At 55.1% G+C, this 17,660-nt stretch carries 19 protein-coding genes; 10 read left to right on the top strand and 9 right to left on the bottom strand.

The window, feature by feature from the left end; genetic code table 11:
* Window positions 1-19: 19 nt before the first annotated feature.
* Window positions 20-934, bottom strand: coding sequence for a dihydrodipicolinate synthase family protein (locus tag Q334_RS0105355; protein WP_027312310.1), 915 nt, complete (start codon window positions 932-934; stop codon window positions 20-22).
* 312 nt (window positions 935-1,246) lie between these two features.
* Here Q334_RS0105355 and Q334_RS0105360 point away from each other — a divergent pair, with 312 nt between their 5' ends.
* Window positions 1,247-2,032, top strand: a complete 786-nt coding sequence (locus Q334_RS0105360; protein WP_027312311.1) for a substrate-binding periplasmic protein — start codon at window positions 1,247-1,249, stop codon at window positions 2,030-2,032.
* Between the two features lie 41 nt (window positions 2,033-2,073).
* On the opposite strand, the gene Q334_RS0105365 is transcribed toward Q334_RS0105360, so the two are convergent.
* From Q334_RS0105365 to Q334_RS0105370, 3 genes are all read right to left on the bottom strand, one after another.
* Window positions 2,074-2,643 carry a hypothetical protein gene (locus tag Q334_RS0105365; protein ID WP_027312312.1) on the bottom strand — a complete coding sequence of 190 codons (570 nt, stop codon included), beginning with the start codon at window positions 2,641-2,643 and terminating at the stop codon, window positions 2,074-2,076.
* A 117-nt stretch (window positions 2,644-2,760) separates the two neighbouring features.
* Window positions 2,761-2,952: a hypothetical protein gene (locus Q334_RS20410; protein ID WP_155888958.1), complete on the bottom strand. Its 192-nt coding sequence runs from the start codon at window positions 2,950-2,952 to the stop codon at window positions 2,761-2,763.
* Between the two features lie 111 nt (window positions 2,953-3,063).
* On the bottom strand, window positions 3,064-3,690 hold the full coding sequence (locus tag Q334_RS0105370; RefSeq protein ID WP_027312313.1) for a class I SAM-dependent methyltransferase: 627 nt from the start codon (window positions 3,688-3,690) through the stop codon (window positions 3,064-3,066).
* Window positions 3,691-3,795: 105 nt separating this feature from the next.
* Here Q334_RS0105370 and Q334_RS0105375 point away from each other — a divergent pair, with 105 nt between their 5' ends.
* Window positions 3,796-4,707, top strand: a complete 912-nt coding sequence (locus Q334_RS0105375) for a LysR family transcriptional regulator (RefSeq protein ID WP_027312314.1) — start codon at window positions 3,796-3,798, stop codon at window positions 4,705-4,707.
* Here the strand turns inward: Q334_RS0105375 and Q334_RS0105380 are convergent.
* A complete protein-coding gene (locus Q334_RS0105380) occupies window positions 4,704-6,491 on the bottom strand; it encodes an ABC transporter ATP-binding protein (RefSeq protein ID WP_027312315.1) in 1,788 nt (595 codons plus the stop codon). The two genes, Q334_RS0105375 and Q334_RS0105380, sit on opposite strands and share 4 nt — an antisense overlap.
* Window positions 6,492-6,719: 228 nt before the next feature.
* On the opposite strand from Q334_RS0105380, the gene Q334_RS0105385 reads away from it, so the two are divergent.
* Both Q334_RS0105385 and Q334_RS0105390 read left to right on the top strand, forming a co-directional pair.
* Entirely contained in the window at window positions 6,720-7,943 is a 1,224-nt protein-coding gene (locus Q334_RS0105385; protein WP_027312316.1) for a M24 family metallopeptidase, read from the top strand.
* Window positions 7,944-8,009: 66 nt separating this feature from the next.
* Window positions 8,010-8,471 (top strand): GyrI-like domain-containing protein, encoded by a 462-nt coding sequence (locus tag Q334_RS0105390; protein ID WP_027312317.1) that lies wholly within the window; start codon window positions 8,010-8,012, stop codon window positions 8,469-8,471.
* Here the strand turns inward: Q334_RS0105390 and Q334_RS0105395 are convergent.
* Window positions 8,457-9,101, bottom strand: coding sequence for a helix-turn-helix transcriptional regulator (locus Q334_RS0105395; RefSeq protein ID WP_245593660.1), 645 nt, complete (start codon window positions 9,099-9,101; stop codon window positions 8,457-8,459). The genes Q334_RS0105390 and Q334_RS0105395 overlap by 15 nt on opposite strands.
* A 105-nt stretch (window positions 9,102-9,206) precedes the next feature.
* Here Q334_RS0105395 and Q334_RS0105400 point away from each other — a divergent pair, with 105 nt between their 5' ends.
* Window positions 9,207-10,457 carry an MFS transporter gene (locus Q334_RS0105400; protein ID WP_027312319.1) on the top strand — a complete coding sequence of 417 codons (1,251 nt, stop codon included), beginning with the start codon at window positions 9,207-9,209 and terminating at the stop codon, window positions 10,455-10,457.
* Between the two features lie 12 nt (window positions 10,458-10,469).
* Here Q334_RS0105400 and Q334_RS0105405 read toward each other — a convergent pair whose 3' ends face one another.
* A complete protein-coding gene (locus Q334_RS0105405) occupies window positions 10,470-11,438 on the bottom strand; it encodes a DMT family transporter (RefSeq protein ID WP_081414346.1) in 969 nt (322 codons plus the stop codon).
* 260 nt (window positions 11,439-11,698) lie between these two features.
* On the opposite strand from Q334_RS0105405, the gene Q334_RS0105410 reads away from it, so the two are divergent.
* Window positions 11,699-12,586, top strand: coding sequence for a LysR family transcriptional regulator (locus tag Q334_RS0105410; RefSeq protein ID WP_027312321.1), 888 nt, complete (start codon window positions 11,699-11,701; stop codon window positions 12,584-12,586).
* 2 nt (window positions 12,587-12,588) lie between these two features.
* On the opposite strand, the gene Q334_RS18095 is transcribed toward Q334_RS0105410, so the two are convergent.
* Window positions 12,589-13,296 carry a COG3904 family protein gene (locus Q334_RS18095; RefSeq protein WP_051527537.1) on the bottom strand — a complete coding sequence of 236 codons (708 nt, stop codon included), beginning with the start codon at window positions 13,294-13,296 and terminating at the stop codon, window positions 12,589-12,591.
* Window positions 13,297-13,447: 151 nt separating this feature from the next.
* Here Q334_RS18095 and msrB point away from each other — a divergent pair, with 151 nt between their 5' ends.
* The gene (msrB, locus tag Q334_RS0105420) at window positions 13,448-13,882 is read left to right on the top strand and encodes a peptide-methionine (R)-S-oxide reductase MsrB (RefSeq protein WP_027312322.1); all 435 of its coding nucleotides are present in this window, start codon (window positions 13,448-13,450) and stop codon (window positions 13,880-13,882) included.
* A 4-nt stretch (window positions 13,883-13,886) separates the two neighbouring features.
* Here msrB and iolB read toward each other — a convergent pair whose 3' ends face one another.
* The gene (gene iolB / locus Q334_RS0105425; protein WP_027312323.1) at window positions 13,887-14,690 is read right to left on the bottom strand and encodes a 5-deoxy-glucuronate isomerase; all 804 of its coding nucleotides are present in this window, start codon (window positions 14,688-14,690) and stop codon (window positions 13,887-13,889) included.
* A gap of 167 nt (window positions 14,691-14,857) precedes the next feature.
* Here iolB and Q334_RS0105430 point away from each other — a divergent pair, with 167 nt between their 5' ends.
* Genes Q334_RS0105430 through Q334_RS0105440 form a run of 3 tightly spaced genes read left to right on the top strand, consistent with a single transcriptional unit; the run spans window position 14,858 to window position 17,660 of the window.
* The gene (locus Q334_RS0105430) at window positions 14,858-16,300 is read left to right on the top strand and encodes a DNA-3-methyladenine glycosylase 2 family protein (RefSeq protein WP_027312324.1); all 1,443 of its coding nucleotides are present in this window, start codon (window positions 14,858-14,860) and stop codon (window positions 16,298-16,300) included.
* Complete coding sequence (locus tag Q334_RS0105435) at window positions 16,297-16,773, top strand: methylated-DNA--[protein]-cysteine S-methyltransferase (protein ID WP_027312325.1); 477 nt, start codon at window positions 16,297-16,299, stop codon at window positions 16,771-16,773. Before Q334_RS0105430 ends, Q334_RS0105435 begins: the two co-directional genes overlap by 4 nt.
* Window positions 16,770-17,660 carry a DMT family transporter gene (locus Q334_RS0105440; RefSeq protein ID WP_211249496.1) on the top strand — a complete coding sequence of 297 codons (891 nt, stop codon included), beginning with the start codon at window positions 16,770-16,772 and terminating at the stop codon, window positions 17,658-17,660. Before Q334_RS0105435 ends, Q334_RS0105440 begins: the two co-directional genes overlap by 4 nt.

A 17,660-nucleotide genomic window follows, 5' to 3' on the forward strand; every position in this document is an offset into this window, starting at 1 on the left:
GTGTTCTCCCCCGTGCGGCTTAGCAGCCGTACTTGGCAAGATCAGGGCGAGTGGCCAGGGACTGCTCAACCAGGCTGATTACCCGGCTACGCTCGCTGCCAGAAAGCGGCAGACGGGGGGCACGGGTCACTTCAGAACCACGGCCGCATACCTGCTCGGCCAGCTTGATGCACTGCACCAGGGTGGGGATGGTGTCCAGACGCAGCAACGGCAGGAACCAACGGTAGATCTCCCGCGCTTCTTCATAGCGGCCTTCTTTGGCCAGCTTGAACAGCGCCACAGACTCACGGGGGAAGGCGTTGGTCAGACCGGAGATCCAGCCAGTCGCACCCAGCATGATGGACTCCAGAGCGATGTCATCCACGCCACAGAAAACGGTGAAACGATCATCAAAACGGTTATAGAGTTCAGTAATACGGCGGGTGTCAGTGGTGGACTCTTTGATCGCCACCACGTTGGCCAGCTCGGCCAGCGTCGCCATCATCTCCAGGTTGACATCCACTCCGTAGGTCACGGGGTTGTTGTAAATCATGATGGCGGTATCGGGGTTATTTCGAGCGATGGTACTGAAGTGATAGAGCGCTTCTTCATTGTTCGAGCGATACACCATACCGGGCAATACCATGCAGCCATTGGCGCCAATTTTGGTGACATCTTCAACGTACTGCACTGCTTGACGGGTGGTGCATTCTGCTGTTCCAGCAATCAGGGGGACACGACCATTGATCACCTCATGAGCGGCACTCATCACCTCACGCTTTTCTGCGGCGCTCAGTGAACAATTCTCCCCCACGGTGCCCAGGCAGATGATGCCATCCACACCATCCTTGATCAGATTATCGATCACCTCCTGGGTTTTGTTCAGGTTCAGGCTCTCGTCCTGGTTGAGCTGGGTGGTCACAGCGGGGAATACCCCTTGCCAATTGATCTTCATAACGACTCCTAAGGGTTGGGCATGTTCAAGTAAGGGATGCCAGGTCTCGGTTAATGCTGTGGGGTATCGCCCCAACATTGCATGCAATATCCAATCTTCACGCTTTGGATTTTTGTATATTGTATGCAATTTTGCAAGTAGCAATTTTCCCTCTCTTCACATTGCCAACCAGGAAGCGTTAGCCACTAAGTACAGCCAAGAGAAAACACTATCTCGCCAAATATGACGATCCAGCCTCCATACCAGCTGAAAGTCTCAGCGATAAACACTAAGGTAAGTTCATAAACATTGGTGTCTTAAACAGTGATCCCTATGGTAACAACTACCTCATTACCCTTGCTGCTCCGTATCCTCCTAGTGGGTTTACTGACAGTTGCAGCCCCTGCCAGCCAGGCCGACGCATTGCAACGCATCACCTTGGTAACAGAAGCCTGGCCTGGATACACCAATGAGGATGGTACGGGGCTCTACTGGGAGATTTTGCGGGAAATCTATGAGTCAGCCGGTATTACCGTGCAGTGGCGCACCACTCCTTGGAAACGAGCGCAACAGGAACTGATGAGCCAGCAAGCCGATGGCCTGGTCGGCGAGTATATGACCGATCAACAGATGGGCTATCTATACCCTCAATGGCATCTCAGTATTGAGGAACCACCCGTCGCTCTGTATCTGAGTGAGCTGGAGGAGGCCATCAAAACACAGCAACGCCAAGCTTTAGCCGGTAAGCGTGTCAGCTGGGTGCGAGGTTACCAGTATGATCAACACCTCTTGCAGGGTATTCCCGTCGACAAGCATCTCATCCCCCGCGTTGAGTTGGGTATCAGTATGGTACTTAACCGCCGGATAGATGCTTTGCTTGATTATCGTTCCCACATCCTGCCACTACTTGCCGATCTCAATGCTGAGCAACTGGCCAGTTTACGTCTCAGTGAAATTTCCTCTGGGCAAAAACTCTATGTGGTCTTTGCCAATAACGAACGAGGGCGCTATTTCCGCCAAATATTTGATCACGGGATGGAGCGGCTGCAGCAACAACCGCAACGCTTGCAGGCTATTTATGCGAAGTGGGGAATTATATTTACCGAAAAGGGAAAATAGAGGATTCTTCATCACAACCCTCTATTTTTTAACTAATATTACTATTTAAATTTGCACTCTTTTAATACAAATCTATCCGGCGTCCCTAACTCGTAATGTGACACTACGCCTTCCAGTTTAGCCCAATCATACCCTTGCAACTTCAATGCGCGTCCACTCTCTCCGGCATTCATCTGACAGACAATTGTCGCCCAATAGACAGAGTTCTGATCCTCGATAGAGTTTAAAAATCCAGGTTCTTTATAAGTCCGATACCAAATATCCACTCGACTGCCTTGATCCAGTGGCTCATATATTTGCCCATCAACAACATACCTTTGGCCAACAAACCTTGCACTTATTGCATCTGCTCCAGATTGGTCGCCACCAACTCGTTTCTTGAGCCTAAATAAGTCTCTAGCCAAATCAATCGCTGACATTTCAGTAGCCGCATTTGAAGGCTTCTGCAACAGCTGTTTTTTAGCAATACTTTCACCTTCCGCTCCTGACAGAACCCGGTCAAGCATGCCACACATATTTCTGCGCATATCCTCCCTTTTAGCAATTACCCCACGATGCAACCGAGTTGATATAGAGACGCTGGTATAAGCACCACTTTTCTTCGCTTCCATGTAGATCAAGAAAGGGCGAGACACTCCTTTTTCTTGTTGAATCGTTAACTTTCCTACCATTTCATTAGAATCAACATTTAAAACCTTAAACCCATCTTTAATCGATATAGCACTCAGCTAACCAATTACACCAGACACACTAATATTTGAAATATCTTTAGATGCAAAGTATTCTGCTCCATTTCTAGGATCACCTTCTTCACGAAAAGCATTTTCACATGAATTGGCAAATGCTTCCGCTTCTACAAAAACAGAAAACACTCCGATTAAAAACAAAATCCTCACCCGATCTTTACCTAATAAAAACACAGAGCTCTCCTCATGAAAACGAAGAAGACAATTCAAATACTTATAAAACAATCACATGACATATAAGCACATATCTATTTCTTTATTTTTAGCAAAGGCACAGATATTGCGTTAACATTTCCTCGCCACCATAAACACCGCTGCCCTAGGGTCATTTTCTGGCTGCCATTGGTACTGCAACACAAAGCCTGCCTGTTCAATACTCTTTAGCAATTCTGCCTGTCCAAAAAAACGCACCAATGGCAAGAGTCCCAGTGCCTGTCCCAGTGGGGCGATATAGCGGAACCAATTAAGCCAGTCGGCCAGGCAGGGAGTACTGGTAATCAGGTAACCACCCGACGTGAGCGTATCGTAGGCCTTAGCCAACACAGCCTCCTTGTCCTCCAACAAATGCAACAGGCTATGGGCCATCACCACCTCAAAGGAGGCGGGGGGCAGAATTAAATCCTCAACTGCCGCACAACGAAACTCAATATTCTGCACCTGCGCCTGAGCCGCCTTTTGCTGCGCAATAGCCAGCATCTTGGAGGAGACATCAGTCGCCAGAATGGATGCCACTCTGGGAGCATGCAGCAATGCGGTTGAACCCGTGCCACAGCCCAACTCCAGTACCCGCATCGATGGCTGCAGATAACTTGCAGTAATCTGCACCTTATGCTGATAGGCCGCCTCATTGGCGATAGGTTGGAGGGCATACTTTGCCGCTGTACGATTCCAAAATTTGGCTTTATCCGTCATATCTCCTCCTGTTTTACTGCAGCCTATCACTACATTTTTTTAGGAAAAACAGCCTAAAATGCATACAAAGCATGCATTAGTGCATAGGTTAAAAGCAGGGATCAGATGACTAACTGGACAGCCTTGAACTTTGACTGGAATCAGGCACGGGCTTTTTTGGCCACCGCTGAGCAGGGTTCCTACACCGCCGCCGCCAAAGCACTGGGGGTGTCTCAACCCACCTTGGGGCGTCAGGTAGCGGCGCTGGAACAATCCCTGGGGATATTACTGTTTGAAAAAGCCGGACGCGGGTTAACTCTGACTGCCAATGGCCAAGCCCTGCTCTGCCATGTACGTGCCATGGCAGAAGCCGCTAATGCTTTCTCCCTCGGTGCCGCCGGGCGCAGTGATACCCTGGAAGGGCGGGTCTGTATCAGCGCCACTATCATGGTCGCCACCTATGTGTTACCACCACTCTTACGCCAACTCAGACAGGAAGCACCGGGCATCAGCCTAGAAGTGCTCGCCACCGATGCCACCAGTGATTTACGCAAACGTGAGGCAGATATCGCCATTCGCCATTTTCAACCCCAGCAGGGCGAGCTGATTGCTAAGGCCCTGCCCAACGCCTATGCCCATCTTTACGCTCACCCCGACTACCTGGCCCGCCTTGCTCCCCTGCAGCAACCCAGTGACTTGGCCCAGGCTGAACTGATTGGATTTAGTGATAACACACCACTCATTGAGGCACTGAATCAACATGGCTACCCGGTTCACAGCAACCACTTCACCCTGTTTACCGATAACCATCTGGTGCACTGGCAACTGGTAAAAGAAGCCGCAGCCGTTGGCATCATGCCCAACTTTGTCGGTGACACTGAGCCCAGCGTGCAACGGCTATTTCCACAAACTGCAGGGTTTGAGTTTCCCAACTATCTGGTGGTTCATCCTGAGTTACGTACTACCCGGCGGGTGCGCCTGGTTTTCGATTTTCTTGATGCCAAGCTCAGTGCCTTTTACCGGCAGTGGCAAGTTTAACCCTCCCCACCGGTTTGTACTTGCCACTGTTTCCAATAGGCACCGCGCAGACTCAACAACTGCTGATGGCTGCCCTGCTCAATCACCCGCCCCTTATCCAACACCAAAATCTGCTCCGCATGGACGATGGTGGAAAGCCGATGGGCAATCATCAGCAAGGTGCGATCATGGGCAATGTGTCGTAGCGAACGTTGAATGGCCGCCTCGGTTTCGTTATCCACCGCACTGGTGGCTTCATCCAGAATCAAGACCGGCGGATTCTTCAACAGCGCCCGGGCAAAAGACAAACGCTGACGTTGGCCGCCAGATAGCTTGATCCCACGCTCTCCCACCTGGGTATCGAGCCCCTGCGGCAGACGCTCAATAAACTCCCAGGCTTCGGCCTGCTGCGCTGCCTGGATGATCTCTGCCTCACTGGCATCCGCCCGACCATAGGCAATATTGGCGCGAATACTGCCTTCAAACAGAAACACCTCCTGGCTGACCAGACCAATTTGCTCGCGCAAAGTACGCAGCGGCAACTGCTGAATCGGCACGTCATCCAGGCTGATCTCGCCCTGCTGCGGATTATAAAAACGCAATAGTAGTTTGATCAGGGTCGACTTGCCCGAACCGGTGGCACCCACCAAAGCCGTGGTCGTGCCTGCGGCGACCCTCAGACTGACCTCTTCTACTCCCACTCCCGATTGCGGATATTGGAAGCTCACACCCTGAAAGCGCAGTTCACCCCGTACCGGTTGTGGCAAGCTGCGCTGACCATGGTCTTCCACCTCAATCGGGGCTTCGATCAAATTGAGAATACGACGGGTACTGGCCATCGCCCGCTCGTACAGATCCACGGTTTCCGCTAAACGCACCAGCGGCCACAGCAAACGCTGGGTCAAAAACACCAGCACACCATAGGCTCCGACATTTAATTCGCCCTCCAGGGTCATCAAGCCGCCCAGCACAAAGGTGACCAAAAAGCCGGACAGAATCGCCATCCGTGTCACCGGGATGAAGGCCGAGCTCACCGCAATCGCCTGACGGTTGGCCTCTACATAGGCCTCACTGTGCTGTTTGATCAGCTCAGCCTCCCGCGCCTCCGCAGTAAAGGACTTGATGGTGGCCATACCACCGATGTTATTGGCCAAGCGGCTGGCCAACTGCCCTACCCGCTCCCGCACCTCGGCATAGAGTGGATTGGCCCGGCGCATAAAGAAGAATGCGCACCAGATAATTAGAGGAATAGGCAGGAAGGCGAAGGTGGCGATCAACGGCGAGATGGCAAAAAATACCGCCCCCACCGCAATCACCGACACCACAATATGAATCATCGCGGTGGCGCCACCATCGAGGAAGCGCTCCAACTGGTTCACGTCATCATTCAGAATCGCAATCAACTGACCCGAGCTCTGCCGCTCGAAGAACGCCATATCCTGCTGCTGCATATGACCATAGGCATCCTGACGCAGGTCAGACTGCAAACGCTGACTCAGGTTGCGCCAAGCCAGCATATAGAGGTACTGGAACAGCGACTCACCAAACCAGATACCCAAGGTGAGACCACCCAGCACATAAATTTGCTGCTCCGGGGTGACAAAACCAAAGCGGGCGACAAAGCTCTGCTCCTGATTCACCACCACATCGATGGCAATGCCGATCAAGATTTCAGGGGCAATATCGAACAGCTGATTCATCACCGTGCAAAAGCTGGCCCAGGCAATGCGGCCACGGTAACCCTTGGCATATACCAAGAGTCGCAACAGGGTTTGCCAACTGGTGGTGGAGGGAGATGAGGTCATGTGGGCTCCTTGCATTCACATCATGGTCCCTGACAAAGGAGGGCCCTTCAGCATACCCCCCTGCCTTTACCTTGGCGATGAGTGTCCGGTACTGCCTACTCAGCAAGACACGAAGTGAACTCCATAACAGGCTGATGCCTATACAAAAATTCCAGCGGTTTTGCGTTTCAAACTCTGCCTCAAGTACCAGCCCCCAGGTATAGTGACCCCTTCTTCAGGAGGATCAGCATGAACACGACCATCGGCGTCGGCGGCTCCGATGCTGCCAGCGAACTCGCTAAACTCAAGCCCATGACTGACGGCATCAGCCCCATCACCCTGGCTGAATTTCAAGCACGCATTAACAAAGCCAGCCAATTGCTGCAAAGCCAGCAGCTGGATGCGCTCTACCTGCATGCCGGCACCAATCTGTATTACTTCACTGGCACCCGCTGGTATCCGAGTGAACGGATGGTGGGGGCACTCTTACTTGCCAATGGTGAGCTGCACTACATCGCCCCTGCCTTTGAGGAGGGCACCCTGCACGACTACATGCAGGTCACAGGACAACTACATTGCTGGCAGGAGCATGAAAGCCCTTATCAGCTACTGGTGCAGGTCTTGCGCCAACAGGGTTTGACCCAGGGACGAATTGGCCTGGATGAAGCCACTCCGTTCTTCATTTTTGATGGCCTGCGTGAGCAGGGTGGCGATTTCCAGTGGCTAAGTGGTAAAGCCGTCACCGCCGGTTGCCGCATGCACAAATCCGCCGCAGAAATTGCCTTAATGCAACGGGCCAAGGATATGACCCTGGAAGTGCATAAAGCCGCTGCACGTATTCTGCGCCCCGGCATCAGCACCCTGGAGGTAGAGGAGTTTATCCACGCTGCCCATAAAAAAGTGGGGGCGCCCAAGGGCTCTTACTTCTGCATCGTGCTCTTTGGTGTCGCCACCTCTTTCCCCCATGGGGTGAAGAATCCCCAGTATCTGCAAGAGGGTGACATGGTATTGATTGATACCGGTTGCCAGCTCTATGGCTATAACTCGGACATCACCCGCAGCTATGTCTACGGCACCCCCAGCGACTACCAGCGCCATGTATGGGATAGCGAAAAACGCGCCCAGGCCGCCGCCTTTGCCGCGGCACAGTTAGGACGCCCCTGTGCGGAGGTGGATATTGCTGCCCGAGTGCAGCTTGCCGCGGATGGCTTTGCCAGCAACTATCAACTGCCTGGCCTGCCCCATCGCACCGGCCATGGTATCGGCCTGGATATCCATGAGTGGCCTTATCTGGTGCAAAGTGATCAGACCCCGCTGGCCGTCGGTATGTGCTTTAGCAACGAACCAATGATCTGCGTACCAGATCAGTTTGGTATTCGTCTGGAAGATCATTTCTATATGACTGAGCAAGGGCCGCGCTGGTTTACCCAGCCCTCTCACTCTATTGATGATCCCTTTGGATATCAGGGGTAAAAACAGACACTAGGCTCAGGGATGAGCGTCTATACTGGGTTTTTCTTCACCTCGCAGGATGCAACCATGACTCAACTCGAACGCCACGCCCACCCCGCCCAGTGTTACCTCGCCCTGGGGGCCCGCCTGCGGATTCAGGATATTCCGCACTTTGGCGAACAGAAGGTTCCCGTACTTTTCGCCGAACTGGAGCGCTTACAGCTCACCCCCCTTGCCCCCCTGACGTTTATTTATCAGTGCGGCAGTGATGACAGCCAAGATATGCAGCTCTGGCTGGCATTGGCGGTGGCTCAGGCCACAGGGGAACCCCAGCAGGGGTGCTGCTTTATTGATTTTCCCGCCTATGAGTATGTCAGCCTGGAGCACCCCGGCTCGATGCTGGAGATTCGCGCAAGCTGGCAAAAGCTGGTGAGTCAGGCCCGGCAACAGGGCTTGGCGTTAACCCCCTACTCGCGGGAGATTTATCACCACTGGGTAGACTTCGATAGCCCCGACAATCGTACCGAACTGCAATTACAGCTCGGCTGAAGGAACAATCCGATAGACACAACGCTGGCCCCCACCGAGCAGGTGCTGAGTACGCTCTACCTGAGCAGGGGCCAGTAGTTGTTGAAAGAGTGTCAGTTCACTGCGGCAAAAACCCTGGCATTGGCGGGCCGCTGAACAGATCGGGCAATGGTGCTCAAACAATAACCAACTGCCATCACTCTGTGGCTGCAGATCCGCCATATAGCCTTCCCGGCAACGTAATTCCATTAACACCTGCAGTTTATCCGCCAGGCTGGTGTGCTCCTGCATTTTCGTCTGATACAGCGCCAGACTATCAGCCTCACGTTTACTGATCAGTTGCTCCAAGCCTGTCGCGCCGAAGAGCTGCTGCACGGAGTCCAGCATCACCACCATTAGCTCGGCATGAGCATCGGGAAAGCGGCTCCAGGCTTTTTCACTCAGTTGCCATAAGCGATTGGGACGACCCCGGCCACGGGCCTCGGAGTATGATTCCAGCCAACCATCCTGCTCCAGCTGTTGCAGATGCTGACGTGCCCCCATCGCCGTCATCTGCAGGCGCTCGGCTAACTCCGCTGCGCTCTGTGGGCCCTGGGTCTTGAGAAGAAACAGAATTTTATCGGTACTGGTCTGGGTTTCCATGGCAAGCATTATCGACCTCCCCACAAATAAATCAACTTTTTACTTTATTTATTCAAAAGGCAGGATTATGCTCAGCAAATAAATAAACAAATTACTTTATTTAAAGGAGTCATCATGGCTAGGGACCGCACTCTTTTTCTCCTTACCTTTACGGTAACCCTTGGGGTGGCGGGCTTTAGCCTACCCTCTCCAATCCTCGCCCCTATGCTGCTTGATCCTACCAGCCAGCTGTTACCCGCCAGCAGCAGTGAATGGGCCAGACAGGTGTGGTTAGGAGTGGTGATGGCGTTGTACCCGTTGTTCCAACTACTCGGTGCTCCCTGGTTGGGTCGTCTGTCCGATCGCCATGGCCGCAAGCCCGTGATGTTGTTGAGCCTGCTCGGCGTGGCCGCAGGCTTTGCCCTAATGGGGATAGGCATTGCCCAAGAGTCACTGATATTGATTTTGTTAAGCCGGGTGATGGAAGGCTGGTTTAACGGCAATATTGCCATCGCCCAAGCGATGGTGGCGGATCAAACCCAAACGGGCGGCAAGGCCCGTGCCTTTGCCTTACTCACCGCGGGGATGAATCTAGGTTGGATCATTGGCCCCTTGCTCGGCGGCTATGGGGCAGAGCTTAGCGGCAGCTATGCCACCCCAGCCTGGCTGGCACTGGGTTTAACCCTGTTTAACTTCAGTTTGTTGCTGTGGGGATTGCCAGCTCAGTCCGCAGCCAGCCAGCAACCGCTAGAACAGCGCAACAGTGAGTCGCTATGGCGCTCAAACCTCGCTCTACTGTTACTGCCCCGTTTACTGCCTTACTTTGTCCTGACCCTGTTGTGCTATCTGGCGGTACAGCTGTATTTCACCTACTTCAATCTATGGCTGGTACAGGAGCTTAACTTTAGCCCGGTTGATCTGGCCTATGCCGCCGTCTGGGTCAGTTTACCGATGATGCTGGGTTCCTGGATCAGCCACCGCCTGGCACAACACTTTCGTAACTCCAGCCTGGGTATCGCAGGGCATCTGCTGATGATGGTCGGCATGGCCACCTTTATCCTGCCGGATACCCAGCTCGGCCTGTTCTGGACCTTTATTCCAGCGGGAATCGGCATGACGTTGGGAGAGCTGGCCACTTCAGTGGTGCTGTCCAACCGAGCTCCGGCAGACCGTCAAGGACAGGTGATGGGGCTATATCGCAGTGTCAGCCTGGGCAGTGAATTACTGGTGGTGGCGCTTGGCAGCCTGTTATTACTCTGGGGAGGGGCCTGGGTGTTTATCGCTGCGGCAGTCTTTGCCCTGGCTGGTGCCTTGGGCTTTGCCTACCTGCGTTTGCGACGCCAGTCTCAAGCGCTGGTGATTGAGACTGGCGAGGCTGCACTCTAGGCTCAGCTAGGGTTAAACCGACTTCTGCTGCACCGGTGTCAGCGGATCCGCCTCAAGCAGTGCCTCCTGCAGATGTTCTTCATCCAAGGAGGCCAAACGCCGGGCCTGCAGCACATTGTGGCGACCGACTGCCACCACCGCCAACAAGATCACCGCACTACCAATCAGGGTCGACAGCTGTGGCACCTCAGCAAACAACCACCAGCCCACGGCAAAAGCCAACGGCAGGCTGAGGTAACTCAGATTGGCGATGGTCGCCATGCTGCCGCAGCGCAGCGCCATCAACCACAACAGGTTATAGGCACAACCCGCCAGGGTTAATAACCAGATCAGCCCCCACTGCTCGTTACTCAGCGGTTGCCAGCTATGCCAGGCCATCGGCGCAGTGGCAGCTGCAGTGAGCACACTCAACCAGAAAATCAGCCCCAGAGTCGATTCCTGTTGGCCGTACCCTTTAGTAATCACCTGACTGGCAGCAAAGCCGATTGCCCCCATGACCGATAGCAAGGTAAACCAGTTCACCCCTTTGGCCATATCGGCAAAGGGGTTGGCCACCAGCAAAACCCCGCTAAACCCCACCAGCGCCGCCAGCCAATTGGCCATACCAACCCGTTCCCGGAGCAACAGAGCTGCCATGGGCAAGACGAACAGAGGTTCGGTAAAAAACAAACTAATCGTCAGTCCCAGTGGCTGATGGGCCAGGGCATAAAACAACAAAAAGGAACCAAACACAGTGAGTAGAGCCCGAATCAAATGCACACCTGGCTTATGCCAGCGCACCGCCTCCCAGCCTTGATACAGCACAAAAGGCATTAGCAGCACCCCATTAAAGGCCCAACGCAAAAACAGCAGCTGCCAGGTTGGTACCTCTCCGCCCACCAGCTTGATCAACACATCCATGAGTGTGCCAGTCACAATGGCAACACAGATCAACAGTACCGCGCGGGACTCCCCCACACTCCTGAGCTTGATAGAGGTCATAACTCACCCGAAAAACTGGGTGCCAGGATGGGCAAAACGGTGATTTAGCCGCCGTTGGGATGCAAAAACCGTGATACCTACATACACTTAGGCACTAACTATGAGAAAAAGTCGAACGACCAGGCAACATTGGCTAGAAAGTAAACACTCTCTAGCTAGTCAGCCGGGTCTGGACTTAGCATAGTGAGGCCCCCTATGTGGGGTAACTGAAATCTTCTCCCTAAGTCATGAGATAATTTCGCCACCCAAGAGATCACACGATGAGATCGAACGCCCTGCCCTCTCTCAAGGCCCTACAAGTGCTGGAAGCCGTAGCCCGACTGGGAAGTTTCTCCAAGGCGGCCGAAGAGCTCTGCGTCAGCCAGGGTGCCATTAGTAAACAAATCAAGGCACTGGAAGCTCACTTTCAAACCGGCTTACTGCACCGCGGCAAGCAGGTTCACCTGACCCAGGCCGGCGAGCGTCTGTATCAGCAGCTATCCGAAGCCTTTACCCTGATCAATCAGGCCTGCGGCAATATTCGCCCGCTAGACAAGATTTCGATCAAGGTTCCCATGACCTTTGCCGACCGTTGGTTTATTCCACACCTGCGCGAGTGTGAACAGCAAACCGGGCTGAAATTAAAGGTCGCCTCCGCCTTTTCCTACCATGTCGATTTCCGCCACGATGAGTACGACCTGGCCATTGGCTTTAGTGAACAACCAGGCCCCTGGAGCCTCTATCAGGAAACCCTGATCTGTGTCAAAAGCCCCGATTATCCTGGCCCCGCCGCTAATCAAAGCCTGAGCGCCTGGTTGGCAGAAGCTCAGTTAATTGAGCCCTCCCATGTCTACGAAGACTGGCAGCGTTATCTCAAAGCCGCCGGATTAGACCCACAGCTGTACCAGCGTGCCTCCATTCTCACCACTGAATCCATGCAGTCTGCAATTTATGCCGCCTGTGCAGGTCAGGGCATTACCCTGGTGGACAAACTGTTGGTGCAGGATGAGCTAAGCAATGGTCGCCTGGTGTTAGCCCATGATTTGCAGTTGCGCTGGGGGGGTAACTACGAGTTTCAGTTTGCTCCGCACATGAAGGGCTCGCGGGAACTGCAGGTGCTGTTTGACTGGTGCAAAGAGCGACTGGCCAAGGATCTGGCCCGGATCTGAGCTCACTCTTCCAATAAACGCTGACGTAACTCCAGGAATTCCTGACGGAATGGCGGTAACTCCAAACTCGGTTGCAGTGCCGCCGCCGTCAGTAACTGCATACGTTCAACTTCGCGGTAACTCATCCAGTACATGCCATCCGCCGGGGCGGCCTGCAGGGTAAACCAATAGAACTCCTCACTACCCAGCATGGCCTGAATGTAGTCCGCATTCAGCCGGTGCTCCTCTGACTCACGCGGGTAATCACGCCCGTCCTTACTACCGTCAGACCAGGAGTGCACCCCCAGACGCGCGCCCTTTTCCAGGGTTCGGCGGTTGCCGGCTAAAAATAAATCCACCGCCCCTGAGGCAATCACACTGGTATTAAGCAAATGCGTGTCTAGGCCACGCCGACGAATTTCCCGGCCCAGCTTAAAGGTCGTCTCATCATCCAACGAACCCGGGTTAGCGGTGAGTACCAAGGTTTTCACCTGGGGGTGCCGCTCCAAAACCTCCACTACCTGTTGATAGGATTGGGAGTTAAACTCGCCTAGCAGGTATAGACGTTCCCCCACCACTTCCGCGCGGGTCAGATTAAATTGATTCATCAGTGTCACCGCTGCCCCAGTACAGCCTACCAGCAACAACATAATGGCCGCCCACAGCAGTAAAAAACGCCAGGCTACTTGCCAGGTTCGGGGGTTAATCAGGTGTGAAGGGATGGCAGTCATGGGTCTCTCCTGTTGATAGGAGCATTCAACCCTAATCCGCCGACAGACATTAGCCGGGAAATGTATGGAATTGTCGGTATGTTGCTATGAGTTGAGATCCGCCGCCAAAGCCGCCAAGATGCAGCCTTATTGATTCAATAAGGATAGGCGTATGACCACCTCCGCCAGTGGCTTTGACTTAACCCCTCTGAGTGATGAAGAACGTCAGGCCCGTGCCGCCAGCCTCAGCGCCGAAGAGCGCCATGTGATCCTTAACCAGGGCACCGAGCGCCCTTTCTGTGGCCAATTTTATGATCACCAGCAAAGCGGCACCTATCACTGCCGACTCTGCACCCTGCCATTGTTCCAGGCGGCGGCCAAGTTTGACTCCGGCAGCGGTTGGCCAAGCTTTTTCCAGCCCATCGATCCGGATCATATCCGCTATCTGGAAGATCGCAGTCACGGCATGCTGCGTACCGAAATACGCTGTCGCCGCTGCGATGGCCATCTCGGCCATGTGTTTGCGGATGGCCCGCCCCCCAGCGGTCAGCGCTACTGTCTGAACTCCCTGTCCCTCAGTTTTATTCCCGATGAGACAACCTGGTAATGCCCTAGCGCGTTAACATCCAGGCATGGGCCGGATCGTTATGAAACTGCCACTGGCGACTCGGCCCCGCCATCACATTCAGATAGTAAAGATCATAGCCATGGGGAGCTCCCACCGGATGGTAGCCCCTGGGCACCAGCACCACCTGACCATCCTCAACACTGAGGGTTTCATCCAGACTGCGGTCATCGGTATAGACCCGCTGGAAAGCAAAGCCCTGCGCGGGGTTTAAGCGATGGTAGTAAGTCTCCTCCAAATACGACTCTGCCGGCAGGTTATCCGTGTCATGCTTATGCGGCGGATAACTCGACCAATGGCCGGCGGGGGTATAGACCTCGGTGATCAATAGAGATTCGGCGGGGTGCTCCCCCATCAGAATATTATGGATATGGCGCAGATTGCTGCCTTGCCCCCGCACCATAACCGGCACCTGCGCAGGGGTGATCAGCCGCAGCGGCATACCTTGCTGTGCCGGCGCCTTACAAACCGCCAACTCCAATGCCGTACTGGCTTGCAGGCGGACGGGGGTGCCAGGGGGCAAATAAAGTGCATAAGGGGGGGTCTGCTCAAAAAGACTCATGCGCTGCCCCAGTTCCCCCAGCGCTTGTCCCCCAGCCTCCACCTCAGCCTTGCCACTGAGCCACACCAGGCACACTTCCTCATGCTCATACTGGCAATCGAGCTGTTGCCCGGCAGCCAGGTGGTAAACCTCAAAGCCAACATAACGCCAGCCGGCACTGGCGGGGGTGATATTGAGCACCCGGCCACGCTCATCGGCTGGCTGGGGTTTGACAAGTAACTTGGACATCTCCTTCTCCCGCCTGTCTCTTTACAAGGGAATAAATATTCCACAATGAAAACAAAATAGAACAAATAAATCAAACCCTCTCTAGCACTACCATGTCCGTTTTTCACAGACAGCCAAGCTATCCCCTTGCCATAATAGCCCCATCGTTTAAACCACTGGTGCTAAGTATGACCCCCCTTGACCCTCAAGCCTGTTACCGCGCCCTACAAAGCCGCGATGCCCGCTTTGATGGCCATTTCTATGTTGGGGTGCACAGCACCGGCATTTACTGCCGGCCAATTTGTCCGGCCCGTACCCCCCAAGCCCAGGGCTGCAGTTTTTTCCACCACGCGGCGGCGGCCGAAGCGGCGGGTTTTCGTCCCTGTTTACGCTGTCGTCCTGAGTTGGCTCCGGGTTTGGCGCAGGTGGATAGCCGCAGCGAGCTGGCCCAGGCAGCACTGCGCCTCATGGAGCGACACCTGGCGGAGCTGCCAGACCTACACTGGCTAGCCGCACGTTTGGGGGTCAGTGATCGCCATTTACGCCGTCTGTTTCAAAGCTGCTGGGGAATGTCCGCCAATGCCATGCTGCAGCACCGCCGCCTGTGGTTAGCCAAGCAATTGCTCACCGATACCGATCTGGATCAGGCCGATATCGCCGTCGCGGTGGGTTTGGGCAGTAGCCGTCGCCTCTATGATTTATTCCAGCGTCACTACCGCCTGTCACCCTCACAGTTGCGCCGCCAACGTAGCCCTCAGCGCAGTGCCCTCTGCTTGCCACTGGGGGTACGCCCTCCCTATGACTTTGCCGCCTTAATCCACTTTTTCAGTAAGCGCAGCGTCAACGGCATTGAGCAGGTCAGCCAACAGTCAGGCGAGCAGTGCTATCGCCGCACCCTGCGCCTCTATCAGCAACAGCAGGCAATCGATGGCTGGCTGGAAGTACGTTTCCAACCCCAGTCCCAACGTCTGCTGCTGCAATTGGCGCCCCAGTGTGCGCCGGTATTGGCCGATGTGCTCACCCGCGTCCGTCATCTGTTTGATGTCGATGCTGACCCGGCCCCCGTACAGCACTGCCTGGGTGAACTGGCCAGGGCACGCCCGGGGCTGCGGGTGCCCGGTTGTTTCGACAGTTTTGAGAGTTGTTGCTACGCCATTCTCGGCCAACAAGTCAGTGTCCAGGCCGCTCGTACCCTGATGGCTCGCCTGAGCCAGGCCTTTGGGGAGCCCTGTGCCAGCCCCTGGCCCGAGTTAAATCGCCACTTCCCCCGCCCAGAGCGCCTGGCCCAATTGAGCGTGGCGGAACTGGCCAGCCAGGGCATGCCAGGCAAACGAGCCGCTACCCTGCTTGCCCTGGCGCGAAATTGGCAGCAGCTGAATCTCTACCCTGGCGCGCCGGTGGAGCCAGCCCTGCAAAGCCTGCAAGCCTTGCCCGGGATTGGCCCCTGGACAGCCCATTACATTGCCCTGCGGGTACTGGGTTGGCCCGATGCCTTCCCCCATAGTGATCACGGTTTAAAACTGGCCCTACAAGCCAGCCCCACCGAGATTTTGCGCCAGGCAGAAGCCTGGCGTCCCTGGCGTGGTTATGCCCTGATGCACCTCTGGCAACAATTGGAGCCTAACGAATGATTGTTTATCGCTGGTTCGCTACCCCCCTTGGTGGCATGCTCGCCCTCGCTAATCCCCAGGGTTTGCAAGGGTTGTATTTTGAAGGGCAGCAATACTTTCCGGCTCTCGATAACCACTGGCAAGAGCAACCACTGCCTCTTTTCCAAGAGCTTGAGCAGCAACTACAGGCTTATTTCGCCGGTCAGCTGCGTCAGTTTGACTTACCCCTGGCCCCCCAGGGCACCGCCTTCCAGCAACAGGTCTGGCAAGCCATCGCCACCATTCCCTACGGCCATAGCCGTCGTTATGGTGAGTTGGCCCATGCCCTCAATAAGCCCACCGCCAGCCGTGCCGTGGGGGCCGCTACCGGACGCAACCCCCTCAGTTTGATCGTTCCCTGTCACCGGGTATTGGGCAGCCAGGGCAAACTCACCGGTTATGCCGGGGGACTGGAGCGCAAACGCGCCCTGTTGCAACTGGAAGGCTTGTTATGAGCAAGCCGAGCGACTCACGCATGACGCCCTTGCTAAATCTGGAGCTTCTGACCCTGGCCGCACTGTGGGGCGCCTCCTTTCTGTTTATGCGTCAAGCCGTGCCAGAGTTTGGCCCCTTCGCCCTGATCTTTTTACGGGTTGCCATCGCCGGTGTCGCCTTGCTGCCCCTATTACTGTGGCGCCGGCAGGGACGCAGGATGGTGCAGCATTGGCGGCCATTATTAGTGGTAGGTGTCTTTAATTCCGCCCTGCCCTTTACCCTGATCAGTTACGCCTTGCTGAGTCTCGCGGCAGGAATGGGGGCCATCCTCAACGCCAGCGCGCCGCTCTGGAGCCTGCTGCTGGCTCTGTTGCTGCTGGGTCAACCCGCCAGCCGCAGCAGTGTGCTAGGACTGGTAGCAGGGCTGGCAGGGGTGATCATGCTGGTATGGCATAAGGTACAGATGGGGGAAGTGCCTTGGCTGGCCTTGCTCGCCGCCTTAGCCGCCACCCTCAGTTATGCGTTGGCCGCACTCTACTCCAAGGCCAAACTGGCGGGGGTGGCAGCCCTGGTGACTGCCACCGGCAGCCAGCTGTTGGCCGCGTTACTGCTGTTCCCCCTGGCCGTCGCCTTCTGGCCCGAACAACAGCCCTCCTGGCCCGCTTGGCAAGCCGTTATTCTGCTTGCACTAGGCTGCACAGCACTGGCCTACCTGCTCTATTTCCATCTGATTGAAGCCGCCGGGGCGCAAAAAGCGATCAGTGTCACCCTGCTGATCCCACTGTTCGGCATGTTGTGGGGCGCCTGGATTCTGGATGAAGCAATCAGTCTAAGCATGCTGATCGGCGCAGGCTTAGTGTTGCTCGGCACCGCGCTGGCCAACGGCTTATTACGCCTGCCGCGTTAA

The sequence above is a fragment of the Balneatrix alpica DSM 16621 genome, from assembly GCF_000619885.1.
GTDB lineage: Bacteria > Pseudomonadota > Gammaproteobacteria > Pseudomonadales > Balneatricaceae > Balneatrix > Balneatrix alpica.

Coding starts and splice junctions, on each gene's coding strand:
- Q334_RS0105440 (WP_211249496.1), top strand. CDS start 16,770: ATGAGCAAGCCGAGCGACTCACGCATGACGCCCTTGCTAAATCTGGAG.
- Q334_RS0105390 (WP_027312317.1), top strand. CDS start 8,010: ATGACTCAACTCGAACGCCACGCCCACCCCGCCCAGTGTTACCTCGCC.
- Q334_RS0105355 (WP_027312310.1), bottom strand. CDS start 934: ATGAAGATCAATTGGCAAGGGGTATTCCCCGCTGTGACCACCCAGCTC.
- iolB (WP_027312323.1), bottom strand. CDS start 14,690: ATGTCCAAGTTACTTGTCAAACCCCAGCCAGCCGATGAGCGTGGCCGG.
- Q334_RS0105370 (WP_027312313.1), bottom strand. CDS start 3,690: ATGACGGATAAAGCCAAATTTTGGAATCGTACAGCGGCAAAGTATGCC.
- Q334_RS0105405 (WP_081414346.1), bottom strand. CDS start 11,438: ATGACCTCTATCAAGCTCAGGAGTGTGGGGGAGTCCCGCGCGGTACTG.
- Q334_RS0105395 (WP_245593660.1), bottom strand. CDS start 9,101: ATGCTTGCCATGGAAACCCAGACCAGTACCGATAAAATTCTGTTTCTT.
- Q334_RS0105430 (WP_027312324.1), top strand. CDS start 14,858: ATGACCCCCCTTGACCCTCAAGCCTGTTACCGCGCCCTACAAAGCCGC.
- Q334_RS0105400 (WP_027312319.1), top strand. CDS start 9,207: ATGGCTAGGGACCGCACTCTTTTTCTCCTTACCTTTACGGTAACCCTT.
- Q334_RS0105360 (WP_027312311.1), top strand. CDS start 1,247: ATGGTAACAACTACCTCATTACCCTTGCTGCTCCGTATCCTCCTAGTG.
- Q334_RS0105435 (WP_027312325.1), top strand. CDS start 16,297: ATGATTGTTTATCGCTGGTTCGCTACCCCCCTTGGTGGCATGCTCGCC.
- msrB (WP_027312322.1), top strand. CDS start 13,448: ATGACCACCTCCGCCAGTGGCTTTGACTTAACCCCTCTGAGTGATGAA.
- Q334_RS18095 (WP_051527537.1), bottom strand. CDS start 13,296: ATGACTGCCATCCCTTCACACCTGATTAACCCCCGAACCTGGCAAGTA.
- Q334_RS0105385 (WP_027312316.1), top strand. CDS start 6,720: ATGAACACGACCATCGGCGTCGGCGGCTCCGATGCTGCCAGCGAACTC.
- Q334_RS0105375 (WP_027312314.1), top strand. CDS start 3,796: ATGACTAACTGGACAGCCTTGAACTTTGACTGGAATCAGGCACGGGCT.
- Q334_RS0105365 (WP_027312312.1), bottom strand. CDS start 2,643: ATGGAAGCGAAGAAAAGTGGTGCTTATACCAGCGTCTCTATATCAACT.
- Q334_RS0105410 (WP_027312321.1), top strand. CDS start 11,699: ATGAGATCGAACGCCCTGCCCTCTCTCAAGGCCCTACAAGTGCTGGAA.
- Q334_RS0105380 (WP_027312315.1), bottom strand. CDS start 6,491: ATGACCTCATCTCCCTCCACCACCAGTTGGCAAACCCTGTTGCGACTC.